This window comes from Phenylobacterium sp., assembly GCF_030697925.1.
Classification (GTDB): Bacteria; Pseudomonadota; Alphaproteobacteria; order Caulobacterales; family Caulobacteraceae; genus Phenylobacterium.
On record NZ_JAUYOJ010000188.1, the window covers coordinates 1 to 17079 of the forward strand.

Genomic DNA, 17079 nt, shown 5'->3' on the forward strand with positions numbered 1-17079 from the left:
TCCCTGAGCATCGCCACGCGCTGCTCCAAGCGCCCAAGCTCCCTGAACGGCATCGGAAGGGCCCTCCCTTCCACAGCCTCAACTGTCAGGGAGCAACCCGGTCCAAACTGTCAGGCATCTACCCGGTTCATACCGCGCCGCAGCCCCTCACCCTATCCTCTCCCCTCGAGCGGGGAGAGGACGAAGCCGAGTCGGTCGCTCGATGGTGGCAGGCGCCTCCACCTCGGGCAGCCGCAGCACGTAGCCGCTCATCCCTAGGGCCTGGGCGGTGAGGCAGGCGGCGGCGGCGAAGGGCGGGCGGGGCTCGCCGGCCAGCAGCCAGGCGAGGTGGGCTTCCAGCCGGGCATAGTCCTCGGCCTGGGCGGCGGCGAAGAGGGCCAGGATCAACTGCTCGTCGCGGGTGATGCGCATGGAGCCTGGGGCGGCCAGGGTGATCTTGCGCCGGCCGTTCAGGGCTAGCTCGCGAACGAAGACGCCGAGCGCCGCCAGGGCCTCGACGCCGGCCGGTCCGCAGGCCTCGTCGAACTGCCGATGGATCAGCCGGCAGTCCCGCGCTCCGATGGCCAGGGCCCGGAACGCCCAGAGCAGCATGTGCTCGCCCTGGCTGAGCTCGTCGAGGCGGGCGGGGGCGGTCGACTCGGGTGCGGGCATGGCGGCGTCCTCATGTGGTCGCCGACAGTATTGCTATTGATAATGACTCGCAATAAGACTTTCGCGAGAGGGATGCGCGGAAGGCGGCTTGACGGCCTGGGGGGCGATCGGCGCAGATGTTTCAAACAGCCGTTTGAGGAAGCGCCCGCCATGATCAAGACCCGCATCACCGAGCTGCTCGGCGTCCAGTATCCGATCATCCAGGCTCCCATGGGCTGGATCGCGCGCTCGCAGTTGGCCTCGGCGGTGTCCAATGCGGGAGGCCTGGGGATCATCGAGACCTCGTCGGGCGAGCTCGACGCCGTGCGCGAAGAGGTCAAGAAGATGCGCCAGCTCACCGACAAGCCGTTCGGGGTGAACATCGCCCAGGCCTATGTGCGCGACGCCGACATCGTCTCCTTCGTGGTCGACCAGGGGGTGAAGTTCGTCACCACCTCGGCCGGCGACCCGAACCGCTATTGCAGCCAGCTCAAGGAGGCGGGCCTGACCGTCTTCCACGTGGTGCCGTCCCTGGCCGCGGCCCTGAAGGCCATCGACGCCGGAGTCGACGGGCTGGTGGTGGAGGGCGCCGAGGGTGGCGGCTTCAAGAATTCTCGCGACGTCTCCAGCATGGTCCTCCTGCCCCTGGTCTGTTCGAAGGTGGGCGTACCGGTAATCGCGGCGGGCGGCATGGTCGACGGCCGCAGCATGGCCGCGGCCTTCGCGCTTGGGGCCGAGGGCGTGCAGATGGGCACCCGGATGGTCTCGGCCGCCGAGAGCCCGGTGCACCAGAACTGGAAAGAGGCCATCGTCGCGGCCAAGGAGACCGACACAGTCTTCCTGAACCGCTTCGGGCCCGGAGCCGCCCTGCGGGCGCTGCGCACGGAACGCACCTCGCGGCTGGAGCGCGACCCGGGCGAAAACGGGGTGATGTCGGAGTTCAAGAACACCCAGGCGCTCTATTTCGGCGGCGACATGGAGGCGTCCATCGCGCTCTCCGGTCAGGTCGCGGGGCGGATCGACTCCGTCAAGCCGGTGGCTGAGGTGATCAAGGAAACGGTCGCCGAGTTCGAGGCGATCATGGCCGAGATGGCGGGGAAGTACGGGATGGTGGGGGCCTAGAGGCGTCGCCTCGAAGACCTGTTCCTCTCCACCCGTCTTCGGGGGGAGAGGCTAGGTGAGGGGGGCGTTCCCGCTGCACCGAGTTGGTTGAGGAGCCGCGTTGCGCCGCTTCGCGCCGCATCCCCTCACCCTACCTCTCCCTCTAAGCCGCCGCTGAGCGCATGGCGTGTTCGGGTTCGTAGCTTTCCTCGTCCCAGAGGGCGTCGAGGGCGGACCAGCGCTGGGCGGCGTCGCGCAGGCGGGCGTCGTCGCGGACATTGACCACCTGGCCCTCATGCTCGTCCCAGACCACGGTGAGGTCGGCCAGGCGATGGGCGCTGTCGTCGAAGCGGCCCTGGGCCTGAAGTTCCTCGATCATCCCAGAGCTGAGCCGCAGCTTCAGCCGCCCGCCGGAGAGCCGCACGGCGATGTCGGCGTGGGTGATGACCTGGTCGATCATGGCCGCGCTTGCCGGCTGGGTCGGACGGCGGGCGTCGAACAGGAACAGCGGCTCGCCCTGGCGGCGGGGGGCGGGGCGGAAGCGGGTTACGTTGCGGCTGGTCATCGAAGTCACCTTTCGTCTCGGCATGATCTTGATAGGATGCCGATGCGTCAGAAGCGGACGTATGTTTTCGGGAGCCGGCGATGCGGCATGAGAAGGCGGCGCGGCTGTTGGAGCTGGCCCGGATGCTGGCCTCGTCGGCCGAGGGCCTGACCCTCGATGAGATGGCCGACCAGATGGGGGTGGGACGGCGCACGGCCGAGCGGATGCGCGACGCGGTGCGCGACGCCTTCCCCCAGTTGGAGGAGGTGGACGACCCGCCCACCAAGCGTTTCCGCATCCCCTCGGGCCTGGACGGTATCTTCCAGGCGCCGACCGCCGACGAGTTCGCGGCGCTGCGGGCGGCGGCCGAGCAGTACCGGCAGGCGGGGTCGAAAACCCGAGCCGGGGCGTTGCTGTCTCTGGAGCAAAAGGTCCTCTCCGCGATCCGCGCGGGCGCGCGCCGTAAGCTCGCGCCGGACCTGGAGGCCCTCTTGGAGGCCGAGACCATGGCTATCCATGCCGGGCCTCGTCCCTTCGAGGACGAGATCGTGCTCGGCGCGGTGCGCGACGCTATCAAGTCCTTGAGACGACTAAGGTTCCGCTATGCGGGCGGATCATCGCCCGGACGGCTGCGGGAGGTGACGCCGTTCGGGCTGATGTTCGGACGGTCGAACTACCTGGTGGGGGCCGAGGGGGATTCCGTAGAGCCGCGCACCTGGCGGCTGGACCGGGTCCGCGAGATCGCGGTGAGCGAGACGGCAGGTTCGCGGCCGCCGGAGTTTTCCCTGCGCGAGTTCATGAACCGCAGCTTCGGCATTTATCAGGATCAGGTGGAGCAGGTGGAGTTGCGGGTCCGGCCGCACGGGGCCGAGGAGGCCATGGGCTGGCGCTTCCATCCGACCCAGTCGCTGGAGCCGCTGGCGGATGGCGGCGTCATGGTGCGGTTCACCGCCGGGGGGATGCGTGAACTGGCCTGGCACCTGTTCACCTGGGGCGACAAGGTCGAGATCCTCGGGCCGGAGCGGCTGAAAACCATGATGCGCGAGGAACTGGCCGTGGCGGTGGCGGCGCACGGGTTGGGGTAGGCGGCGCGGCCTCAAGAATCGACCACGGAAAACACCGAAAACGCGGACAGCGTGGAGGCCGCTTCCGTGCTGTCCGTGTCATCCGTGGTCCGCCTTCAACGAAGGTCGCGGGTCGCGCCGGTCTTCAGGCCGTCTTCAGCGCCGCCAGCACCGCGTCCGGTTGGATCGGCAGATGGCGCAGCCTCGCGCCGACGGCGGCGAAGATGGCGTTGCCGATGGCGGGACCAACCACCGTCGTAGCGGGCTCGCCCAGGCCGACGGGAGGCTCGGGGCTTTCCACGAAATCGATGTGCAGCTCGGGCACGTCGGCCATGCGCAACGGGGTGTAGCTGTCGAGATTGGTTTCGGCGATCTGGCCGTTGGCGAAGGTCGCGCCTTCGAACAGGGCCAGGCTCATGCCCCAGAGCGCGGCCCCCTCCATCTGGGCCAGCGCCCCGTCGGGATGGACGATGGCCCCGGCGTCGACGGCCAGGTGCAGGCTCTCGACCTTGACCTCACCGCTCTTGCGGTCGACCCGCACCCGGGCGGCGCAGGCGATCCAGGTGGGCATGTCGCGTTCCTGGCCGAAGGTGGTGGCCAGGCCGATGCCGGTGTCCCTGGGCAGCTTGCCGCCATAGCCGGCGCTCTTGGCGACGCGGGCCAGGACGGCGGCCTGGCGCCGGGCGCCGCCGACCGCGCTGGGCGGGCCTCCGGCGTTGCGGCCGGCGCCGTCCAGCAGCCTCAGCCGGAAGGCCAGAGGATCGGCCTTCTGGGCGTGGGCCGCCTCGTCCATGAAGCATTCCACCGCCCAGTTGGTCCAGCCGGGTCCGACGGAGCGCAGCCAGCCAGGGCGGAAGGCCCGGTTGGCCAGGTCGTTGGAGACCGCCCGCACCCGATGGGCGCCTACCGTGTACCAATGGTTGGCGCCGTTGATCGCGAAGGGGTCGTAGGCGACGCCGTCGACGCCCTTGGGCATGAAGAAGGGCGCCATCACCAGGGTGGGCCAGCCGGCGCAGGCGTGATGCTCCATGGCGCTCACCGCGCCGCCGGCGCCAAAGGCCATGCGGACCTTCTGGACGCTCGGGGAACGGAAGGAGTCGAACAGGGTGTCGTCGGCGCGGGTGAATACCAGCTTGACCGGCTTACCGAGCGCCTTGGAGGCCAGGGCCGCGGGCACCGCATAGTCGCCGTTCAGCCGCCGCCCGAACCCGCCGCCTAGCAGGTAGGTGCGCATGACGATCTTATCTTCGGGCCGCCCCAGGGCCTTGGCGAGAGTCGGCAGGATCAGCGACTGCCATTGGTTGCCGGTATGGATCTCGAAGACGCCGTCCTTCTCGAAGGCCAGCGCGTTGACCGGCTCCATCTGGAAATGGATGGCGCTGGCGGTGGTGTAGGTCGCCTCCAGGGTCGACCGCGCCGCGCCGAAGGCTGAGTCGACGCCTGCGTCGTTGAGCACCATGGCGCCGACCTTGGGGTCGGCGATCAGCTTGGCGGCGTGGGCCTGGAGGTCGGCTTCGGAGATCTTGGCGGTGTCGCCATTGGTCCAGGTGACCTTGACCAGTTCGGCGGCGCGGTCGGCGGCCACGAAGCTGTCGGCCACGACCACCACCCAGCCAGGGACCGTACCGGAAGGGTCGTCCAGGACCAGGCTGCGCTGGTAGCCGGGGACCGCCTTGGCGGCGCTGTCGTCCACCGAGACCACCTTGGACTCGTTGCGGGTGGGCGGGATCTTGGGCCGGGCGTAGACCATGCCGGGGACCACGGCGTCGAGGCCGTAGAGGCCCTTGCCGTTGGTCTTGTCGGGGATATCGCGGGCCTGGGTCTCGCGCCCGATCAGCCGCCGCTCGGCGGGGGGCTTGATCGGCATGGCCTTGAGCTCGGCCTCGGTGAAGGACGCCTTGAGCCCGCCCTTGGCGACGATATCGCCATAGGAGACCGACTTGCCGCCGGCGCTGACCATGCCCTTGCGGGCGAGGCAGGCCTTGGGATCGGCGCCCAGCAGCTTGGCGCCGGCCTCGATCAGGGCGATGCGGCCGGCGGCGCCGGCCTGGCTCATCAGGGGATAGCTCTGCCAGACCGACCAGGAGCCGCCGGTGACCATGTAACCCCACTTGGGATCGCTATCGACGCTGACGATGCGGACCTTGTCCCAGTCGGCCTCGAGCTCGTCAGCCACGATACGGGCGATGGCGGTGCCCACATGCTGGCCCATCTCGGCGCGGATGACATTGACGGTGACGATCCCCTGGGGGTCGATGGAGTACCAGACCGTGGGCTCGAAGCCGGCCTCGGCGGCGGCGCCCGGCGCGACGAAACCGAACATGGCGCCGGCGGCGGTGGCGGCGATCATGAAACCGCGGCGGGAGGGGGCGAAGGGCTTGTTCATGCGCGGGCTCCCGTCGCCGCCAGCTTGATGGCCTTCTTGATCCGCACGTAGGCCATGCAGCGGCAGAGGTTGCCGTTCATAGCCGCGTCGATCTCGGCGTCGGTCGGCCTGGGCGTGGCGGCCAGCAGCGCGGCGGCCTGCATGATCTGGCCGGACTGGCAGTAGCCGCACTGGGGGGCCTGGGTCGCGATCCAGGCGGTCTGGAGCGGGTGGGCGCCCTTGGGATCGAGGCCCTCGATTGTGACGACCTTGGCGCCGGCCACGGCGCTGACCGGCGTGACGCAGGCGCGGATGGCCTGGCCGTCGACATGCACCGTGCAGGCCCCGCAGGCGCCGATCCCGCAGCCGAACTTCGTGCCCTTGAGCCCAAGGTCGTCGCGGATCGCCCACAGCAGGGGCGCGTCCTCAGGGCCTGAACTCGTGACCGTCCGGCCGTTCAGTTGGAACGTCGCCATGGCCGCACTCCCCAGGTTCCTTTTCCGCAGGCTGCGCCCTTTTTCGAGCCGCTGTCCAGACGGGTCGGCGGAGCTTTCGCGCCTATTCCCGCGTTCCGCCGATAGGCCTAAACCGGGGCGACGCAGTCGGGAGCGAAATCTTGCGCCAGCCGATCCTGAAGCCCCGCGCCGACGGGCTGATCGAGAGCGACCAGGCGGTGACCCTGCCGATCATGGCTCCGCGCCTGCAGGGGGAGCTTCACGCCGAGGGCTGGGCCGACCTGGCCCTCTGGGGCGAGGGCGATCTGGGGCGGCTGCGGTTCTCGGCCCTGGAAGGGCCCTATGTCTATTTCCCCAATGGCCTGAACGACGCGCGCGCCGGGGGCGTGTTCGCCGCCCAGGAGGCGCCGGTGATGGTGATCCGGGGCGCGACCTATCGCGGATTCACGCCCTCCAAGCGCTGCGCCAACTGGGATCGCAGCACCCATCCCAAGGCCCGCGTCCGGCGCGACAAGACCCGGCGTCGGATCGACCTGCAGTGGGGGGTGGTGCTGATCGAGCAGCGCGGCGAGGACCTGGTGGTGTCGGCCGGGGCGGACCTGGCCGAGGCGGACCGGGCGCTGCACTTCGCCGTCGACACGATCGTGGGCGAGGCCCTGGCCTATGCGGCCCATTGCGACCTCATGCCGGAGGCCGATCCGGTGATGCGCAGCATGGTCATGCAGGGGACCCATGCGGGGCTTTCCAGCGTGCGGCGCGACGAGCGCGGCCGCTTCGACGGCCTGGCGGCGGGCCTGCACTATTCGACCCCGGCCCGGACCTATTACCGCGACGGCTTCTGGACCCTGCAGCTGTTGCTGGGCCTGGCCCCCAGCATCGTCCACGAGGAGATCGAGATCCTGGCCTCGGGCCTGCAGCCCGATGGCGAGGCGCCCTCCGGGGTGATCGTCTCGGGGACCGAGCAGGCGCGGGCCTGGGAGGAGCTGCGCACCACCGCCTTCGGAATGGACTGGATTCACACCCGCTCGACCGACTGGTGGAGCGACCACTTCGACAGTCCGCTCTTCTTCGTCCTGGCGATCGGCGACTATGTGCGCACCACCGGCGACCTGGAGCCCGCCGAGCGCCACTGGCCCCTGGTGAAGGCGGTGTTCGACCGTTATCGCGAACTCTCCGAGATGGGCCTGCCGGTGAAGCCGCGCCACGACCGCGACTGGGCCGACAACGTCTATCGCGGCGGGTTCGTGGCCTATGATCTGGGCCTGTGGGTCGGCGCGCTGGACGTGATCACCAAGCTGGGGAGCAAGCTGGATCCGGCGCTCGGCAGGGCCGCCAAGGCCCTGGCCGTCGAGACGCGCGCGGCGCTGGAGACCCATCTGTGGCGTCGTGAAGGCTGGCATGCGGACTATCACGCCCCCGAGGGCCTGGCCGAGGTGGAGCCGACCCTGGAGGACCACCTCACCCTCGATAGCCTGACCTTGCTGCGCTACGACGCGGTCTCCGATGAGCGGGCGATCGAGGTTCTGGAGGCGGTGCGCCGTCGGCTTGAGACCCGCCACAACCACGACCAGGGCTTCGGCGACTGGGGTATGATGTGCGTCTATCCGCCGTTCCAGCACCGAGCCGACGTGCGTTCCAAATCGGCCTTCGCCTTCCGCTACCACAATGGCTCGGACTGGCCGTGGCTGGACGGGGTCTATGCCGAGGAGCGACTGCGGCGCGGGCTCCCGGGATGGCGCTATCCGCTGGTCGCCTGGTGGGAGCATTGCCTGAAACAGGGCTGGCTGGGGGCGGTGGAATACTTCTCTCCGCCCTGGGGCCGCGGCTCGCTGCTACAGGGCTGGTCGGGATTTCCAGCGGCCGTGGCGTTGAAGCACCAGGAGACCGTGCTGGCCGGCGACGCCGACTAGCGGAAGCAGTCCACCGCCTGCCCGACCCAGGCCTTCAGAGCGTCCTTCTTGGCCAGGGGCGTGGCGCCGTGGCGGACCAGGATCAGGTCGAGGTCAGGGGCCAGAACCGTGTACTGGCCGTCATAGCCGTTGGCGGAAAACGAGCCGGGCCCTCCGACGTCCAGCCACCAGTGGGCGCCGTAGCGGGTCTCTTCGCCCGGCTGCTGGAAGGTGGGGGTGCGGGCGTAGTCGACCCAGCCTTCGGGCAACAGCCGGCGGCCCTGCCAGATTCCGTCGCGCAGATAGAGCAGGCCGAAGCGGGCGAAATCCCGGGCGGTGGCGAAACAATAGGACGAGCCGATGAAGGTTCCCGCGCCGTCGAACTTCGGGATCGGGCTCTGCATTCCCAGGGGATCGAACAGGGCCCGGCGCATGAAGCCGTGGAAGTCCTCGCCCGTAGCGCCGAACGCCCGGGCGAGGATGCGCGAGACGATGTTGGTCGTGCCGCTGGCGTAGGACCAGAAGCTTCCCGGCGCGTGCTCCAGGGGCATGGACGCCGCGAAATGGGCCATGTCGGGCCTGCCGCTGCGTTGGAGCATCTCGATCACGTCGGAGGGGTGTTCGGGTACGTAGTCCTCGACGAACCTCAGCCCGCTGGACATGCGCAGGAGCTGGTCGAGGGTGATGTCGCCGCGCGGATCGCCGGGCTCGCACCATTCGGGCACATCGGCGGGGGCGTGGATGTCGAGCCGTCCCTGGCCGACCAGGATCCCGACCAGGGCCTGGGTGATGCTCTTGGCCTTGGACCAGGACGGATAGGTGTGGTCGCGGCCGTGGCGCGGGCCGTAGCGTTCGAAGATCAGCCGCCCGCCCTGGACGATGGCGAGCGCATGGGTCTCGCCCATGTCGTCGGTGTCGAAGGCCCGGGCGAGCAGGGCCTGGAAGCGCGCGCGGTCGAGGCCGGCGGGCGGCTCGCCCTGCGGCCAGGCCTCCGTGGGCCAGGGAACATCGGCGGGCTGGGCGGGGAGAGGCATGAGGCTCATGGCGCCAGGCTGGCTCCTGGCTGGCCGGTTGTCATCCAGGACGCGCGCGACCGGCGGTGAGGAACCAGAAGACGGCGCCGGCGATCGCCAAGGCCATGGCCGAGATAGTGATCGCCGGGCCGCCGAACTGGGTCAACATCAGGCCGCCATTGGCCCCGCCCAGCGCCTGGCCGAGCGAGACGGCCGAGCCGTTGATCGCTAGGGCGAGGACCGCGGCGGTGGGCAGGGCCTCCACCAGCCGGCTCTGCAACACAGGCATGATCGCGAACAGCGAGGTCGCCGTGACCAGGATGGCCAGGCAGACCATCGCATTGGTGGCGAGCCCCGCCGGGGCGCCGCCCACGAGCTCCAGGGTGTGGAGACCGGCGCCGCAGGCCAGGGTCAGGAAGGCCAGGCCCACCAAGAGAGCGCCCTTGCCTCGGTCGGCGCTGCGGCCGCCCAGCCATAGGCCGAGGAAGCTGCCCACCCCGATCACCAGCTGGAAGGCCCCGACTCCGGCGCCGGTGACGCCGGTCTGCAGGCGGATGATCGGGGCCAGATAGGTGCTGATGGTCATGTTGGCGCCGAAGGCCAGGAAGGCGGCGGTCCAGAGCGGCAGGGCCGTGGCGATGGCGAGCTTGCCGCCCTTGATCGGGGCCGGCGGTGTGACGCGCGGGGTGAACAGGGCCACGCCGGTGAAGGCGACCAGCGCCAGGAAGGCCGACAGCAGGAAGGTGGCGCGCCAGCCGAAGGCCGAGCCCACCACGCTGCCCATGGGAATTCCCAGCAGGAAGGCGATGGTCATGCCGCCGGTGACCGTGGCCATGGCCGAGCCGCGCTTCTCCGGCGGAACCAGGCTTGCGGCCATGGTCGAGGCGCCGGGGCCGGCCAGGGCCGCGACGCCGCCCAGCACGGCGCGTAACCCGAGGAGCTGGCTGAAGTTCGCCGCGAAGCTGCAGAGCAGGCTGAAGACGATCGAGGTGGCCAGGGCCAGCAGCAGGATCGACTTGCGCTCCCGCCGCCCCAGCATCATGGCCAGCGGGGGCCCGGCCAGGGCCGCGGTCAGGACATAGACCGTCTGCAGCTGGCCCACCGTGCCGGTGGCGACGCCCAGGTCGGCGGCCATGGGTTCCAGCACGCCGGCGAAAATGAAGGCGCTGGAGCCGAAGGAGAATGTTGAAAGGGCTAAAACAAATACGCGCGGGTCCATGCGGCGAAGCTTCAACGTCAAACCTGGCGAAGTCGACTGAGTTCTTCTGAGCGGTACGTCAGGAAAGTCTTCGGCCTAAGGCGATGTTAACCATGTCGGAACCACCCTGCATTGTTGCGCGCAACCGGGGAGGCGACCGCATGCGAATCCAGAGGGCCATCAATCTGCTGGCCGTCGCAGTGTTCGCGGGTCTGTTGGCGAGCGCCGCCGCCAGCTTCTACGCCATCCAGCAGCTGCGGGTCGGCGGCCCGCTCTATGACCGCATCGTGCTGGGCAAGGACCTGGTCGCCGACATCCTGCCGCCGCCGGCCTATGTGATCGAGGCCTATCTGGTGACCCGCCTGGCCCTGGATGCGCCGGCGACCGTGGGCGAGGCCAAGGCGCGGATCGCCAAACTCCATGAGGAATATGACCAGCGGCACGCCTTCTGGACCGACGCGCCCCTGCCGGCGGACCTGAAGCGCGACATGGTCGAGACCTCGCACGCCGAGGTGCGGCGGTTCTGGACCGAGGTCGAGACCGACTTCCTGCCCGCGCTGGAGCGCGGCGACGCGGACGCCGCTCGGGCCTCCATGGGCGAGGTGGCCGCCGCCTACGCCGCCCACCGCGAAGTGGTCGACCGGATGGTCGCCGCAGCCAATGACATGAACAAGGCCACCGAGGCGCAGGCCGCGCGCGACCGCACCTGGCTGATGGGGCTGGCCGGCCTGATGGCCGTCCTCTCGGCGGCAATGCTGGTGATCGGCGTATGGGTGGCGCGGGTCGGGCTGGTCACGCCGATCGGCCGCATGACCAAGGTCATGAGCCGGGTCGCCGCGGGCGAGGCCGTGGAGACTCCGTACAAGCAGCGCACCGACGAGATCGGCGAGATGGCTCAGGCCGTCGAAGTGTTCCGCCATGCCGCAGGCGAACGCGAGGAGCTGCTGGCCCGCGAGGCCGACGAGCGGACCCAGGCGGCGGAGGCCCGCGAGGGCGCGGCCGCAGAGCGCGAGACCGAGAGCGGCCGGCGCGACCAGGTCATGACCCAGCTGGGCAGAGGCCTGGAACGGCTGTCGGCCGGCGATCTCAGCCTGCGGCTGACGGAGACCTTCCCGCCCGACTACGAAAAGATCCGGCGTGACTTCAACGCCGCCATGGAGGAACTGGCGCGCACCCTGGGCGTCATCTCGCAGGCCACGGCCGAGGTCCGCGCCGGCGCCAGCGGCATCTCCACCGCGACGGAAAGCCTAGCCCAGCGCACGGAGCAACAGGCCGCGGCGCTGGAGGAAACGGCCGCGGCGCTCGACCAGATCACCAGCACAGTCGGCAAGACCGCCGAAAGCGCCGAGGCGGCCCGGCGCGCCGTCGGCGAGGCGACACAGGCGGCGCAGCAATCCGACGGCGTGGTCGCCGAGGCCATGGGCGCCATGACCCGGATCGAGCAGTCCTCCCACGAGATCGGCCAGATCATCGGGGTGATCGACGAGATCGCCTTCCAGACCAACCTGCTGGCGCTGAACGCCGGGGTGGAGGCCGCCCGGGCCGGCGAGGCGGGGCGCGGCTTCGCGGTGGTCGCCTCCGAGGTCCGCGCCCTGGCGCAGCGATCGGCCGAGGCCGCCAAGGAGATCAAGGCCCTGGTCTCGACATCAAACGCCGAGGTGGAGAACGGCGTGCGGCTGGTGGGCGGGGCGGGAGAGGCCCTGACCCTGATCGCCGCCAAGGTGGGGGAGATCCACGACCTGGTGGTGGCCATGGCCGCCTCGGCGCGGGAGCAGGCGACCGGCATCGGCCAGGTGAACAGCGCCGTCGCCGACATGGATCGCGGCGTCCAACAGAACGCGGCCATGGTGCAGGAGGCGACGTCGGCCAGTCACGGCCTGACCGGCCAGGCCGAGGAGCTCAGCCAGATGGTGCGCCGCTTCCGTCTGGGCGGACCGCAGGAAGGCTCCGTGCGCGATCTCGAAACGCGGCTAGCTGACAGCTTCCCCGTCGCTCGCGCGGGCTAGGGGCCTCAGCACTCGACGAGATTGACCGCGAGGCCGCCCAGCGAGGTCTCTTTGTAGATTTCGCTCATATCCTGGCCGGTGCGCTTCATGGTGGCGATCACCTTGTCGAGGGAGACGGTGTGCTGGCCGTCGCCCAACAGGGCCAGGCGCGAGGCGTCGATGGCCTTCACCGCCCCCATGGCGTTGCGCTCGATGCAGGGGATCTGGACCAGGCCGCCGATGGGATCGCAGGTGAGGCCCAGGTTGTGCTCCATGCCGATCTCGGCGGCGTTCTCGATCTGTGCGTTGGAGCCGCCGAGGGCGGCGGTGAGGCCCGCGGCGGCCATGGAGCAGGCCACGCCCACCTCACCCTGGCAGCCGACCTCGGCGCCGGAGATCGACGCGTTCTGCTTGTAGAGCGCGCCGATGGCCGCGGCGGTCAGCAGGAAGGTGCGCCGGCCCTCGGTCGAGCCCCGATAGAACCGGTCGTAATAGCGCAGCACGGCCGGAAGCAGCCCCGCCGCGCCGTTGGTGGGGGCGGTGACCACCCGGCCGCCGGAGGCGTTCTCCTCATTGACCGCGAGCGCCCAGAGATTGACCCAGTCCAGGGCGGCCAGCGGGTCGGAGATGTTGCGCTCCACCTTGGCCATCAGGTCGTTGCGGATCTGGCTGGCGCGGCGACGGACCTTCAGCCCGCCGGGCAGGCAACCTTCCTGGCGCATGCCGCGCTCGATGCACGCCTCCATGGCGGTGAAGATGGCGTCGAGGCCGGCATTGACCTCGTCGGGCGCGCGCGCGGCGGCCTCGTTGGCGAACATCAGCTCGGCGATGGTCAGGCCGGCCCGCTCCGCCTGCTCCAGCAGCTCGACGCCGGAGCCGAAGGGATAGGGCGCCGGGACGGCGCGGGCCGGCGGGCCATTGGCGGCGATCTCGTCCTCGTCCAGCACGAAGCCGCCGCCGATCGAGAAATAGGTGCGCTCGAGGCTCAGGGCGCCGTCGGCGACGAAGGCGCGGAAGGCGACGGCGTTGGGGTGCTGCGGCAGGCGGGTGCGGCCGGCCCAGACCAGGTCGCGGGCCTCGTCGAAGCCAATCTCCGGGCCGGCCTCGCCCAGCCTAAGGCGGCCGTTGGCGCGAATGGCTTCCAGGGCCGCGTCGGCGGCGTCGGGATCGATGGTCGCGGGACGGAATCCCGCCAGGCCGAGGATCACCGCCCGGTCCGTGGCATGCCCTTTGCCGGTCAGGGCCAGGGAGGCGTAAAGCGTGACCTCCACCCGTGCGACGCCGGCCAGCAGACCCTGCTCCGCCAACCGCGCCATGAACCGCGCCCCGGCGGTCATCGGTCCCATGGTGTGGGAACTGGACGGCCCCACGCCCAGCTTAAACAGGTCGAACGCGCTCGTGGTCATGGGCGGTGTAGGTACGTCATCGCGCGAACCGCGCCAAGGCGGGGTGGGAATATCCGCGCCTTCGCCAAATCTGCAGGTGGCAGTAGCGCCGGAGCGGAAATCCCATCATCACATGGCGTCCGCCCACGCCTTCCCGAGAGACGCCCCGATGACCGACCGCCCTGGCCCGCCCCTCGCGTTCCGCCCGCCCATGACCCCCGCCCTGGTCGTCCGCCGCGCGGTGCTGGAGCAGAACCTGGCGGCCATGCAGGCCCTGTGCGACGCCGCGGGCGTCAAGCTGCGGGCGCACGGCAAGATGCACAAGTGCTCGACCCTGGGCCGGCGGCAGGTGGAGCTGGGGGCCGTCGGCCTCTGTTGCCAGACCGTGGGGGAGGCCGAGGTCTATGCCGCGGCCGGGATCGGCGACCTGCTGGTCACCTCGCCGCCGGCGCCCTGGGGCGCGGCGCGGATCGCCGCCATCGCCAAGGGCGGGGTGAAGATCGCGGTGGTGGCCGACGATGCAGGCCAGATCGACCGGCTGTCGGCCGCGGCCGTGGCGGCGGACACCATCGTGGGGTTGGTCATCGATATCGACCTGGGCACCCATCGCACCGGGGTCCCGCCGGAGGACGTGCTGGCGCTCGTTCGCCACGCCAACGCCGCGCCCGGACTGCTGTATCGCGGCGTCCAGGCCTATCTCGGCCACCTGCAGCACCTGACCGATCTCGACCAGCGCCGGGCGGCCTGCGAGGCGGTGCGCCAGCGGCTGGGCGGCCTGGTGGGCGAACTCACCGAGGCGGGTCTGGCGCCGCAGATCGTCACCGGCGGCGGCACGGGCACCTATGCGGCGGACCTGGCCTCCGGCGTGTTCAACGAGATCCAGGCCGGGTCCTACGCCTTCATGGACGTGGAGTACGAGGACTGTCCGTCGCCCGACGGCGGCCCCTGGGCCTTCGCCCCTTCGCTGTTTCTGGCAGCCACGGTGGTCTCGGCGCGCCACAAGACCCACGTGGTCTGCGACGCCGGCCTGAAGGCCCATTCCGTGGACGGACCGCCGGCGCGGATCGCGGCCGGCGCGCCGCAGGGCGCCCGCTGGCGGCCCATGGGCGACGAGCACGGGGCGATCTTCCATCCAGCCCTGACCCAGGCGCTGAAGGGCGGCGGCGACTTCGACCGCGCGGTGACCGCGACCGACGCCGACGAGGCCATCGCCTGGCCGGCCGACGCGCCCCAGGTCGGCGACCTGGTCTGGCTGCAGCCCGGCCACATCGACCCGACCGTCAACCTGCACGACGCGCTGTTCGTGGTGGATGAGCTGGGCGGCGTCGAGGTCTGGCCGGTCGACGCGCGGCGCACGGCGCGGGTCTAGGGGCTTGCCCGAAGGCGCGGCCTGCCCTTTTGTGCGCCGACAACGAAGACCCGTGAGGACCCCATGAAGACCCGCGCCGCCGTCGCCTTTGCCGCCATGCAGCCGCTCGAGATCGTCGAACTCGATCTGGAGGGTCCGAAGGCGGGCGAAGTCCTGGTCGAGATCATGGCGACGGGGATCTGCCACACCGACGCCTACACGCTCGACGGGCTCGACAGCGAAGGGCTGTTTCCCAGCGTACTCGGTCACGAAGGCGCTGGCGTGGTGCGCGAGGTCGGCGCGGGCGTCACCAGCGTCAAGCCCGGCGACCACGTGATCCCGCTCTACACCCCCGAATGCCGCCAGTGTAAGTCGTGCCTTTCGGGCAAGACCAACTTGTGCACCGCGATCCGCGCCACCCAGGGCAAGGGGCTGATGCCCGACGGGACCAGCCGGTTCAGCTACAAGGGCGAGACGATCTTCCACTACATGGGCTGTTCGACCTTCTCCAACTTCACCGTCCTGCCCGAGATCGCGGTGGCCAAGATCCGTCAGGATGCGCCGTTCAAGACCAGTTGCTACATCGGCTGCGGGGTGACCACAGGTGTCGGCGCGGTGGTCAACACCGCCAAAGTCCAGGTCGGCGACAACGTGGTCGTGTTTGGCCTCGGTGGGATCGGGCTCAACGTGATTCAGGGTGCGAAACTGGCGGGCGCGGGCAAGATCATCGGGGTCGATATCAATCCCGATCGCGAGGAATGGGGCCGACAGTTCGGCATGACCCAATTCCTCAACACCAAGGGCATGAGCCGTGACGAAACCGTGGCAAAGATCGTCGCGCTGACTGACGGCGGGGCGGACTACACTTTCGACGCCACCGGCAACACCGAGGTCATGCGCACCGCGCTCGAGGCGTGCCACCGCGGCTGGGGCACCTCGATCATCATCGGCGTGGCAGAGGCGGGCAAGGAAATCGCCACGCGGCCGTTCCAGCTGGTCACCGGACGCAACTGGCGCGGCACCGCGTTCGGCGGGGCCAAGGGGCGCACCGACGTGCCCAAAATCGTCGACTGGTACATGGAAGGCAAAATCGCGATCGATCCCATGATCACCCACGTGCTCACCCTCGACGAGATCAACAAGGGCTTCGACCTGATGCACGCGGGCGAGAGCATCCGCAGCGTGGTGGTCTATTGACACGCCGTATCGGAGAGAATTAGCAATTAGAAACTGAGAGGAAAAAGCGATGTACAGCCACAACATGGTCGGATCGAACGACACCGCGCGGTCGAAAAAGTTCTACGACGCGGTGTTCACCGCGATCGGCGGCAAGCCGGGGATGCAGGACGACAAGGGCCGCCTGATCTACATGCACAACGACGGCCTGTTCATGGTCACCCCGCCGATCGACGGCCAGCCGGCGACACCCGGCAACGGCTGCACGGTGGGCTTCACCATGGCTGACGGAGCGCAGGCCGACGCCTGGCATGCGGCGGGCGTGGCCAATGGCGGCACCGCGATCGAGGATCCGCCGGGGGTGCGCGAGGGCAGCTTCGGCAAGCTCTACCTCGCCTATCTGCGCGATCCCGATGGCAACAAGCTGTGCGCGCTCAAGCGGGTTTGAGTTCATTCGCCGTCCCGGATCGAGTCCGGGACGGCGCTAGCCAAACACCCCGTGCGGATCGGCGGCGACCAGCATCTCGTCGGCGCGGGCCAGCGCGATCAGGGTCAGGCCGCAGGCCTCGGCGCGATCGATCGCCAGCGCGGTCGGCGCGGAGATCGTGACCAGCAGCCGCACCCCGGCCAATGCGGCCTTCTCGACCAGTTCGAACGAGCAGCGCGAGGTGAGCAGCGCAAAGCCCTCGCCCGGGGGCAGGTCATGACGCAAGCCGTGGCCGATCAGCTTGTCGAAGGCGTTGTGGCGCCCGACATCCTCGCGCGCGGCCAGAATCCGCCCGTCGATCGCGGCATAGGCCGCCGCGTGGACCGCCCCGGTCGCGGCATTGAGCGGCTGATGATCGCGTAAGGCCTCAAGCCCGGCAAAGATCGCGTCGGAATTGATCGACGACGGCGGTCCGACCTGCGGCAGCGGGCGCAGCGCC

15 protein-coding genes are annotated in these 17079 nt (G+C 69.8%); 7 read left to right on the top strand and 8 right to left on the bottom strand.

Features of this window, described 5'->3' with window-relative positions; genetic code table 11:
* Positions 1-147: 147 nt before the first annotated feature.
* Positions 148-651 (bottom strand): hypothetical protein, encoded by a 504-nt coding sequence (locus Q8Q88_RS18245; RefSeq protein WP_305676607.1) that lies wholly within the window; start codon positions 649-651, stop codon positions 148-150.
* Positions 652-801: 150 nt separating this feature from the next.
* Here Q8Q88_RS18245 and Q8Q88_RS18250 point away from each other — a divergent pair, with 150 nt between their 5' ends.
* Positions 802-1752 carry a nitronate monooxygenase family protein gene (locus Q8Q88_RS18250; RefSeq protein ID WP_305676608.1) on the top strand — a complete coding sequence of 317 codons (951 nt, stop codon included), beginning with the start codon at positions 802-804 and terminating at the stop codon, positions 1750-1752.
* A 142-nt stretch (positions 1753-1894) separates the two neighbouring features.
* On the opposite strand, the gene Q8Q88_RS18255 is transcribed toward Q8Q88_RS18250, so the two are convergent.
* Entirely contained in the window at positions 1895-2296 is a 402-nt protein-coding gene (locus tag Q8Q88_RS18255) for a hypothetical protein (protein WP_305676609.1), read from the bottom strand.
* A gap of 80 nt (positions 2297-2376) precedes the next feature.
* Here Q8Q88_RS18255 and Q8Q88_RS18260 point away from each other — a divergent pair, with 80 nt between their 5' ends.
* Complete coding sequence (locus tag Q8Q88_RS18260) at positions 2377-3360, top strand: YafY family protein (RefSeq protein ID WP_305676610.1); 984 nt, start codon at positions 2377-2379, stop codon at positions 3358-3360.
* A 124-nt stretch (positions 3361-3484) separates the two neighbouring features.
* On the opposite strand, the gene Q8Q88_RS18265 is transcribed toward Q8Q88_RS18260, so the two are convergent.
* Complete coding sequence (locus Q8Q88_RS18265) at positions 3485-5725, bottom strand: xanthine dehydrogenase family protein molybdopterin-binding subunit (protein WP_305676611.1); 2241 nt, start codon at positions 5723-5725, stop codon at positions 3485-3487.
* Positions 5722-6180: a (2Fe-2S)-binding protein gene (locus Q8Q88_RS18270; RefSeq protein ID WP_305676612.1), complete on the bottom strand. Its 459-nt coding sequence runs from the start codon at positions 6178-6180 to the stop codon at positions 5722-5724. The genes Q8Q88_RS18265 and Q8Q88_RS18270 overlap by 4 nt, the downstream gene beginning before the upstream one ends.
* Positions 6181-6320: 140 nt before the next feature.
* Between Q8Q88_RS18270 and Q8Q88_RS18275 the strand changes: the two genes are divergently transcribed.
* The gene (locus Q8Q88_RS18275) at positions 6321-8069 is read left to right on the top strand and encodes a hypothetical protein (RefSeq protein WP_305676613.1); all 1749 of its coding nucleotides are present in this window, start codon (positions 6321-6323) and stop codon (positions 8067-8069) included.
* On the opposite strand, the gene Q8Q88_RS18280 is transcribed toward Q8Q88_RS18275, so the two are convergent.
* Together Q8Q88_RS18280 and Q8Q88_RS18285 are read right to left on the bottom strand one after the other, a co-directional pair.
* Positions 8066-9091 (bottom strand): serine hydrolase, encoded by a 1026-nt coding sequence (locus Q8Q88_RS18280; protein WP_305676614.1) that lies wholly within the window; start codon positions 9089-9091, stop codon positions 8066-8068. The genes Q8Q88_RS18275 and Q8Q88_RS18280 overlap by 4 nt on opposite strands.
* Positions 9092-9122: 31 nt before the next feature.
* Positions 9123-10280: an MFS transporter gene (locus Q8Q88_RS18285; RefSeq protein ID WP_305676615.1), complete on the bottom strand. Its 1158-nt coding sequence runs from the start codon at positions 10278-10280 to the stop codon at positions 9123-9125.
* Between the two features lie 140 nt (positions 10281-10420).
* On the opposite strand from Q8Q88_RS18285, the gene Q8Q88_RS18290 reads away from it, so the two are divergent.
* Positions 10421-12265 carry a methyl-accepting chemotaxis protein gene (locus Q8Q88_RS18290; protein ID WP_305676616.1) on the top strand — a complete coding sequence of 615 codons (1845 nt, stop codon included), beginning with the start codon at positions 10421-10423 and terminating at the stop codon, positions 12263-12265.
* A gap of 5 nt (positions 12266-12270) precedes the next feature.
* Here the strand turns inward: Q8Q88_RS18290 and Q8Q88_RS18295 are convergent, their stop codons facing one another.
* Positions 12271-13650, bottom strand: a complete 1380-nt coding sequence (locus Q8Q88_RS18295; protein WP_305676617.1) for an L-serine ammonia-lyase — start codon at positions 13648-13650, stop codon at positions 12271-12273.
* Positions 13651-13798: 148 nt separating this feature from the next.
* On the opposite strand from Q8Q88_RS18295, the gene Q8Q88_RS18300 reads away from it, so the two are divergent.
* The 3 genes from Q8Q88_RS18300 to Q8Q88_RS18310 all read left to right on the top strand — a co-directional run bounded on the left by Q8Q88_RS18300 (position 13799) and on the right by Q8Q88_RS18310 (position 16601).
* Positions 13799-14998 (top strand): DSD1 family PLP-dependent enzyme, encoded by a 1200-nt coding sequence (locus Q8Q88_RS18300; RefSeq protein ID WP_305676618.1) that lies wholly within the window; start codon positions 13799-13801, stop codon positions 14996-14998.
* Between the two features lie 63 nt (positions 14999-15061).
* On the top strand, positions 15062-16174 hold the full coding sequence (locus Q8Q88_RS18305; RefSeq protein WP_305676619.1) for an S-(hydroxymethyl)glutathione dehydrogenase/class III alcohol dehydrogenase: 1113 nt from the start codon (positions 15062-15064) through the stop codon (positions 16172-16174).
* Between the two features lie 49 nt (positions 16175-16223).
* A complete protein-coding gene (locus Q8Q88_RS18310) occupies positions 16224-16601 on the top strand; it encodes a VOC family protein (protein ID WP_305676620.1) in 378 nt (125 codons plus the stop codon).
* Between the two features lie 36 nt (positions 16602-16637).
* Here Q8Q88_RS18310 and Q8Q88_RS18315 read toward each other — a convergent pair.
* On the bottom strand, positions 16638-17079 hold a 442-nt coding region (locus tag Q8Q88_RS18315), incomplete at its 5' end, for a formate dehydrogenase accessory sulfurtransferase FdhD (RefSeq protein ID WP_305676621.1).

Excerpts from the sequence above, each read along its gene's own strand:
- Q8Q88_RS18245 (WP_305676607.1), bottom strand. The coding sequence starts at position 651 with ATGCCCGCACCCGAGTCGACCGCCCCCGCCCGCCTCGACGAGCTCAGC.
- Q8Q88_RS18250 (WP_305676608.1), top strand. The coding sequence starts at position 802 with ATGATCAAGACCCGCATCACCGAGCTGCTCGGCGTCCAGTATCCGATC.
- Q8Q88_RS18255 (WP_305676609.1), bottom strand. The coding sequence starts at position 2,296 with ATGACCAGCCGCAACGTAACCCGCTTCCGCCCCGCCCCCCGCCGCCAG.
- Q8Q88_RS18260 (WP_305676610.1), top strand. The coding sequence starts at position 2,377 with ATGCGGCATGAGAAGGCGGCGCGGCTGTTGGAGCTGGCCCGGATGCTG.
- Q8Q88_RS18265 (WP_305676611.1), bottom strand. The coding sequence starts at position 5,725 with ATGAACAAGCCCTTCGCCCCCTCCCGCCGCGGTTTCATGATCGCCGCC.
- Q8Q88_RS18270 (WP_305676612.1), bottom strand. The coding sequence starts at position 6,180 with ATGGCGACGTTCCAACTGAACGGCCGGACGGTCACGAGTTCAGGCCCT.
- Q8Q88_RS18280 (WP_305676614.1), bottom strand. The coding sequence starts at position 9,091 with ATGAGCCTCATGCCTCTCCCCGCCCAGCCCGCCGATGTTCCCTGGCCC.
- Q8Q88_RS18285 (WP_305676615.1), bottom strand. The coding sequence starts at position 10,280 with ATGGACCCGCGCGTATTTGTTTTAGCCCTTTCAACATTCTCCTTCGGC.
- Q8Q88_RS18290 (WP_305676616.1), top strand. The coding sequence starts at position 10,421 with ATGCGAATCCAGAGGGCCATCAATCTGCTGGCCGTCGCAGTGTTCGCG.
- Q8Q88_RS18295 (WP_305676617.1), bottom strand. The coding sequence starts at position 13,650 with ATGACCACGAGCGCGTTCGACCTGTTTAAGCTGGGCGTGGGGCCGTCC.
- Q8Q88_RS18300 (WP_305676618.1), top strand. The coding sequence starts at position 13,799 with ATGACCGACCGCCCTGGCCCGCCCCTCGCGTTCCGCCCGCCCATGACC.
- Q8Q88_RS18305 (WP_305676619.1), top strand. The coding sequence starts at position 15,062 with ATGAAGACCCGCGCCGCCGTCGCCTTTGCCGCCATGCAGCCGCTCGAG.
- Q8Q88_RS18310 (WP_305676620.1), top strand. The coding sequence starts at position 16,224 with ATGTACAGCCACAACATGGTCGGATCGAACGACACCGCGCGGTCGAAA.